Raw genomic sequence first — 5,624 nt, 5'->3', positions numbered from 1 at the left:
CCTCTGACTTATAGGTATACGTACCATCAGCGCCAGCCACAAGCGTAGTTACTGTTTCATTGGCCTTAACTACTGTTGAAAAAAATAATTCCTTTCTTGCTCCTGAACGATCTAAGTATTCAAATTTATTTCCATCATAAAAAACATTTCCTCCTGCTGTCTTTAAAATATTTTGAACAGTCTCATTCTTAACAATTTCTTCAAAGTTATTTATCACAATATCCTTTACATCTTCACCAACTGTTAATTTTAACCATTTTGTTTTATTCCAATAATAAAATCCAGGTTCTATGTCCCCTTGTTTTTTATTAGCATAAACTAATAAACTTTCGACATTCCCATTTGAAATAGTTGAAGTGTCATTAGTAGTCTTTAAAGGAATACTTGGTATTAATAATCCCTTATCATTTGAAGTTATTGTAAGTTCTGCAGACTTACTAGGTGTTTTAGTTCCAATACCCACTTGAGCTTGTAGTGACAACACAAATAAAAATGCAGCCACACATAGTAATTGTTTTTTCATGTTACATAAATTTTATTTAACACGAATTTCAAAACAATAGCACTAAAATAAGTATCACTTTGTTATTCATAAGAACACATTAACAAAAATGAAATTGTTTCATAACAATCAAATAATAAAACTAACAATCAAATAATACTCGTAAATCACTAATAAGTATCAAAAAAAAATAGGTCTAAACGTATTGTCTAAACCTATTTTAAAGAATCAATTTAATAAAAAATACAAAAAAGGTTGAATAATTATATTATATACTCCCAGATAAATATAATCAACCATTTTTAAACTAAACTTTACTCCTATAGCTCCTTTTTCTATAATTAAAAATTAAAACTAACTTCCTATTTAAATCTATCAGATAAGTACACTAGATAATAAACATCAACTTCTTGAATTATAAAATAATTCTATATGTACAAGTTTTTCATAATACCCTGGTTTTATAATTTTTCTAAACACTATACTTCTAAAACTGTAAAGAGCAAGTACTAATATTCTAATAATCCGCCTAACCTTTATAACAAAATTGGATAAAATCTTCCTCCTGTAAGTATTGTTTTGTTATATTCTTGAGCATATAACAAAACAATAAGCTCCTATAATACTAGACTAACAAAAAAAAACACATAAACAATTATTATTCAACAATATAATAAAAAACAAAAAATCATATCTTACAAAATAACAAACCTAAAAAAGAAACTAGTTAACATATAATTCCTATACTATTGGGTAGGAAAAACTATATAATTTAGCTAACAAAATCTATTATACACTTTAAATAAAAAAAGCCAACTAGTATTTTACACTAATTGGCTTAACCTAAATAATTATACTAACTTAATATACTCTGCTGGGGTCATTCCTGTAACATTTTTAAAGCTCTTAAAAAATGAAGCCTTTGAATTAAATGCACTTTGAAAGAATAACTCATTTGCTGTCATCTCTTTTTTACAAGTGAGTTTATCTACCTTATCAAGAATCTCTTTAATTCTTAAAGAATTAATATACTCTCTAAAACTCATTTTATGCTTATAGGTAAAATACTGTGCTAAATAATATCTAGAGACTTTAATTTTTATAGCTAAATCACTAATTTTAAAATTAGGATCTAAAAAAGCTTTCTCTACTAAAATAACTTGTTTAACTTTAATATCTATCTGTTCTAGAAAATCTTCACTTAATCTAACCTTATCATACTTATCGCAAACATCTTTATTTACTTCAAATACATTTATCTTAATCTCATCATTATGCATTAAATCATAATCTAAGAAAGAAGATTCCCTTTTTACTTGATTAGTTAAGATTACTTCAGAAGTGTTACTATAAATTTCAAACGATTCATCTTGAGTTAAAAAATCCACTTTAAAAGTATCTGAAATCACATTGTATCTAAAAGTACTAACTATAACATAAAGCCATAATAAAGTTAAGATTGAGAAAACAAATAAAACATCATAATTATGATCAAACAGAGTTAAGAAAATAAAAATAATTATAGAAAAAACAATAGTAAAACTTATCAAATAAGACAAATACAATATAGCCTTGAATTCCTTTCTATTACTACTTACTGCTTCTGACAACCTATCTTTCAATAAATAAAATCCTTTTATTCCATAAAAAAGCAAATGCATCATAACAAACACATAAAAGGAATAATACCATATATCCTCTATAAATCTCAAATCGTCTTTCACATAAAACACTATAAAAGAAAGTAAGACAAAAAGAAAAAGTGATAAATAATAATCTTTAAAATAAACTCCAAAAAGCTTTTCTTTCTCTTTGAATAAATAATGGTATATAATTAAAAAAACATAAGGTCCATAGAATAGAAACAATAACATCCAAAATGGGAAAAGTCCAATATCTTTCTTAACTATAAATTGCCAAATAAGGGTGGAAGACTGTATAACAATTAGATAATTGAATCTACTTAATAATCTAAAAGCAACCAAATCAATATTCCTTTTTTTTACCCTGTAATACAACAAAACTTCCTTCAATGCAACAATTGAAAGAATTGTAAAAAATATAACTACGATATACATATCTACTTTCTATTATTAATTAAACATTAAGTCAGGCGATTTACTTAAAACACTAATTCTATGTAGATACAGTATTATTTATTCCAAATCTAGTACTTTTTATTTTCTAATCAAAACTAATACACTAATAAATAAACATTAACATTACCAATCAATAACAACATAATATGTTATAATAACCTATCTTTAAAAGAAAAAATGATCAATTCAAACAATAACACCCTACTAAAGAAAAAGTTATTTCTTTGCCTTATTATTACTTTATTAATTATTAAACAGATAATAAATATTATGTATTCACATACTGATATTTATCTATACATAATTGTACAAATTATATTAATCCTTATAAACAGAACTAGCATTAGACTATATTTATCTCTAATAACTTTAGAAACTATCTGTATATTTTTGTTTAAAAATAATCTAATAACTAATAATATATACTACACATTATCCTATATACTTACCCTATTAGGAATATTTCAATTCTTAAAGCCTAATAATATAAATCAATACTTACATCAACCTATTCATCTTTACTTAAATCATATCTCAATAACTACAATTATTTTACTAACAACTCATTTTTTATTAAACATTTATGTTCAATCACTAAAGCATCTTAATTACTTACTTGAATTTGTTCAGCTAATTATTCAATCTTATATTTTATTATATTCTATCTTAACTTTAATAAATTACTTAAAACATAATATAGCCAAAAAACTGTCTATTAGTTTTTTAAAAGAACATAAATATTCTGAATCCACACTAGTAATATTAGATTATTTTGAAAACAATAAAACTCGATTTTTAAGTGTAGATTTTACTATTAATACTTTAAGTACAGAGGTAAAAATCCCTGTTCATGAAATTTCAAAAAAAATAAACAATGAGTTAAATACAAACTATTATACAATGATTGCATTCTATAGAATACAGCATGCAAAACAATTAATACAATTAGAACCAAATTATAAAATTGAAGCTATAGCTGAAGAATGTGGTTTCAATTCTAGAGGGACTTTCACAAAGTATTTTAAGCTTTTTGTCAAATGCACACCTACAGAATATAAAAATACCATTATTTAAACACACACAAACAAGATCACCTTAAGTGAATACAAGAATGTACTTATTGTATCACAAAAAGAATATATCTAAAATACAAAAGCCTGAATAATTTCAGGCTTTTGTATTCATCATTTCTACTATACCCTCATATCGATAGAATATAAGGCCCCCTATTTTCTTATAAGGAATAGTTCCTTTTAATCTCATATTTTGAAGTGTACCAGGAGAGATACCTAATAACTTTCTAACCTCAAAACTCTTTATCCATTGCTTTGCTTGTTCGTCTTTCTTTCGATTAAATGGACTATAACGTCTTATCTCATTGATAATATCAGTTTTAAACTGCTCTAAGTCTTCTTTAGTAATTAATTCTACATTCATATTCTTATAAGTTTTAAAGTATAACAATACCTCTAAAATCTATATAAAATCAATTTGTTTTGAAAATTGGTTGTAGCAAGTTACATTTGGCTCTTATGCTCTTAAGTCTTGATCTATCATTTTCAATCGTAAATTCTCCATATCTTCACTTAATTTGTATTCTAATACTTTAGCATAAATCTGTGTTGTACGCATAGCAGTATGTCCTAGCATTTTACTAACAGACTCCATTGGAACTCCATTATTAAGGGTTAAAGTGGTAGCAAAAGTATGCCTTGCCATGTGAAACGAAAGATTCTTATTAATCTTACAAACACTGCCGATTTGCTTTAAATAAGCATTCATTTTCTGATTACTTATAACTGGAAATATCTTCCCTAACTCCATAGCAGTAGAGTTACACTTATACTTCTCTATCAGTTTTAGAGCTTCTGGTAAAAGAGGAACCTGTATTGTAATTTTAGTTTTAACACGTTGAGAGAATATCCATAACTTATCATTACTTCCAACTACAATATTAGATGGTTTTAATTCAAAAATATCAATAAAGGCTAAGCCTGTATAACAACAAAATAAAAACATATCCAATACAGCTTGTAATTGCTCTCTTTTAAATCGTTTCTTAACTAGAATATCCAGTTCTGCTCTTGATAAAAAAGATCTACTAGTTTTCTCATATTTAAGTTTAAACTTTGAAAAAGGATCTTTTTCAATCCACTCCATAGTAACAGCTAGGTTAACTAACTTTTTAACTCTTTCTAAATGTTTCATTATACCATTGTTACTCAATGGTTGATGACTATGTATCGGCTTACAACTTCTTAGATAACTCTCAAAATCAAAAATAAACTTATAATTAAGTTCATTCAAAAAGATATCATTTCTATTATAATTTGAAAAAAGGAACTTTTTAATATACTTAGTAGTAGCTGTATAATTCTTCAATGTTCCTTGAGTTAACTTACCCAATGAAATTGTATTGTGGTATTCTATTAACTTTATAACAGACATCTGAGAATCATCCATTCCTAAGAACATAGTTTTTACAGTACCAATTGATACAACTTTCTTCTGCTGAATAAGCGTATGATAACTATCTGTTATTAAAGAACGAACCCTTTCAATATGTTCATTGATTTTATTTACCTCGTTACTTTTTCCTTTTAATTTCCCTCTAACAGAATCCTATAATAGTGATGAAATCTTAATTTTTAAAGAGATTTCTGTACGTTGCCCGTTGACAGTCACACGGGCATAAATCATAGACATTTCGCTGTCTAATGAAGATATAGCACGAATTACAAAGTGTATACCAAAAGTGTTTTTTGCCTTCATATCAATCTATTTTAATGTTAACCAAGCTGTTTTGATATGGTTTATTAAAATAACTCACTCAAGTATAACAAAAGAAAATCAAAATCCATCAAGTAAAATCATTTTACTCACAGGATAAACCATTGATTTTCAATTATCTAAAAACAGGTAGGTGAGTGAAATTTACACTTCTTTTAGTTGAAAATTCAACTCACCTAATTGGATCAACGTTAAAAGTTGGGGAGGAAAGTGTAAAATAATATCTTTGTGCT

5 protein-coding genes and 1 pseudogene are annotated in these 5,624 nt (G+C 25.9%); 1 reads left to right on the top strand and 5 read right to left on the bottom strand.

The features are described from left to right. Positions 1 to 523 (bottom strand): annotated as a pseudogene (locus tag AABL87_RS17580) (hypothetical protein); the annotation flags it as partial. Positions 524 to 1,353: 830 nt separating this feature from the next. Beyond that, complete coding sequence (locus AABL87_RS17575) at positions 1,354 to 2,580, bottom strand: helix-turn-helix domain-containing protein (RefSeq protein WP_341277688.1); 1,227 nt, start codon at positions 2,578 to 2,580, stop codon at positions 1,354 to 1,356. A gap of 198 nt (positions 2,581 to 2,778) precedes the next feature. Here AABL87_RS17575 and AABL87_RS17570 point away from each other — a divergent pair, with 198 nt between their 5' ends. Then, positions 2,779 to 3,675, top strand: coding sequence for a helix-turn-helix domain-containing protein (locus AABL87_RS17570; protein ID WP_341277687.1), 897 nt, complete (start codon positions 2,779 to 2,781; stop codon positions 3,673 to 3,675). Between the two features lie 93 nt (positions 3,676 to 3,768). On the opposite strand, the gene AABL87_RS17565 is transcribed toward AABL87_RS17570, so the two are convergent. The 3 genes from AABL87_RS17565 to AABL87_RS17555 all read right to left on the bottom strand — a co-directional run bounded on the left by AABL87_RS17565 (position 3,769) and on the right by AABL87_RS17555 (position 5,373). After that, the gene (locus tag AABL87_RS17565) at positions 3,769 to 4,038 is read right to left on the bottom strand and encodes a helix-turn-helix domain-containing protein (protein ID WP_341277686.1); all 270 of its coding nucleotides are present in this window, start codon (positions 4,036 to 4,038) and stop codon (positions 3,769 to 3,771) included. A 93-nt stretch (positions 4,039 to 4,131) separates the two neighbouring features. After that, positions 4,132 to 5,076 (bottom strand): site-specific integrase, encoded by a 945-nt coding sequence (locus AABL87_RS17560; protein ID WP_341277685.1) that lies wholly within the window; start codon positions 5,074 to 5,076, stop codon positions 4,132 to 4,134. Positions 5,077 to 5,223: 147 nt separating this feature from the next. Next, a complete protein-coding gene (locus AABL87_RS17555; RefSeq protein WP_006264136.1) occupies positions 5,224 to 5,373 on the bottom strand; it encodes a hypothetical protein in 150 nt (49 codons plus the stop codon). Positions 5,374 to 5,624: the final 251 nt, after the last annotated feature.

Source organism: Myroides sp. C4067 (assembly GCF_038039665.1).
In the GTDB taxonomy this organism is placed as follows: Bacteria; Bacteroidota; Bacteroidia; order Flavobacteriales; family Flavobacteriaceae; genus Flavobacterium; species Flavobacterium odoratimimum.
This window is presented reverse-complemented; position numbering and strand designations above follow the sequence as displayed.